The organism is Citrobacter sp. NCU1 (assembly GCF_010231475.1).
Classification (GTDB): domain Bacteria; phylum Pseudomonadota; class Gammaproteobacteria; order Enterobacterales; family Enterobacteriaceae; genus Citrobacter_D.
The window spans coordinates 1-1,231 of the sequence record NZ_NRDO01000143.1 but is presented as its reverse complement, the minus strand read 5'-3'; the positions used below and the strand labels follow the sequence as shown (position 1 = coordinate 1,231).

Annotated in this window: 2 protein-coding genes; both read right to left on the bottom strand. The window is 64.3% G+C overall.

What is annotated here, in order from left to right:
• A partial coding sequence (locus CJP72_RS24975) for an alcohol dehydrogenase catalytic domain-containing protein (protein ID WP_162383904.1) occupies window positions 1-641 on the bottom strand: 641 nt, incomplete at its 3' end.
• On the bottom strand, window positions 638-1,231 hold a 594-nt coding region (locus CJP72_RS24970; RefSeq protein ID WP_202882592.1), incomplete at its 5' end, for an SRPBCC family protein. The genes CJP72_RS24970 and CJP72_RS24975, both read right to left, overlap by 4 nt.

The window sequence follows — 1,231 nt, the reverse complement described above, 5'->3', positions numbered from 1 at the left end:
ACCCGCTCCGCGCCCATCAGGAACGCCGACTGAACCGCGAACAGCCCCACCGGGCCACAGCCCCAGACCGCGACGATATCGCCCGGCTCGATCTGCGCATTCTCCGCCGCCATCCAGCCGGTGGGGAGAATGTCGGATAGGAACAGAACCTTCTCGTCCTCCACGCCGTCCGGGATGACGATCGGGCCGGTATCGCTGAACGGCACGCGGACATATTCCGCCTGACCGCCCGCATAGCCGCCGGTCATATGGCTATAGCCGAATAGCGCGGCCATCGGATGGCCATAGAGTTCGCGGGCAATGTCCTGATTGTCGGCCGGGTTGCCATTCTCGCATCCCGAATATTGGTGCTTGCCGCAATGATAGCAGGAGCCGCAGGCGATGGTGAACGGCACCACGACTTTCTGCCCCTTTTTGAGCGTCGAGGCGGAGCCCGTCTCGACCACCTCGCCCATGAACTCATGGCCGAGAATATCGCCCGAGTGCATGGTCGGGATATAGCCATCGTAGAGATGCAGGTCGGAACCGCAGATGGCGGTCGCCGTCACCTTGATGATCGCGTCACGTGGATTGACGATCTTGGGATCGTCGACATTGTCGATGCGGACATCGTGCTTGCCGTGCCAGGTCAGTGCCTTCATGCGCCCTGCTCCTCGCGCTGCTTGGGGTTCATGGCGTTGGTGGCCACCTCGCCGGTTTCCATCAGTTGCTTGAACCGGGCGAGATCGCGGCGGGCCTGAATGGCGGGTTCGCGCTGGAAGAGCTTGGCGACCAGCTTGCCGATCACGCCGGCGGGCGGGTCGTAAAGGATGGTCGCGGTCACCACCGTGCCGCGCGCGCCGGCCTCCTGAAAGGTCACGCGCCCGGAATTGGCGATATCGGCACCCTCGGCGGAGGCCCAGGCGATCCGCCGCCCTTCCTCTTCTTCGGTGACGACCGCATCCCATTCGACCGTCGCCCCGCCCGGCGCCTTCACCACCCAATGCGAGCGTTGGGCATCGATCACATCGATCCGCTCGACATTCTCCATGATGCTGGCCAGATTGGAAAAGTCGCGCCACCAGGCATAAAGCTCGCCCGCCGGACGGCGGATCGTGGTGGCGCAGGCGGTCAGGCTATGGCCGCGATCCTCGATCGCCTCATGCGTGGCGATCCGGACGGCCGCCCCCTGATCCTTCGCCGTGGTTAACGGCGCATCGTCAAAGGGTCGATCGGCGATGTCTGACATCGG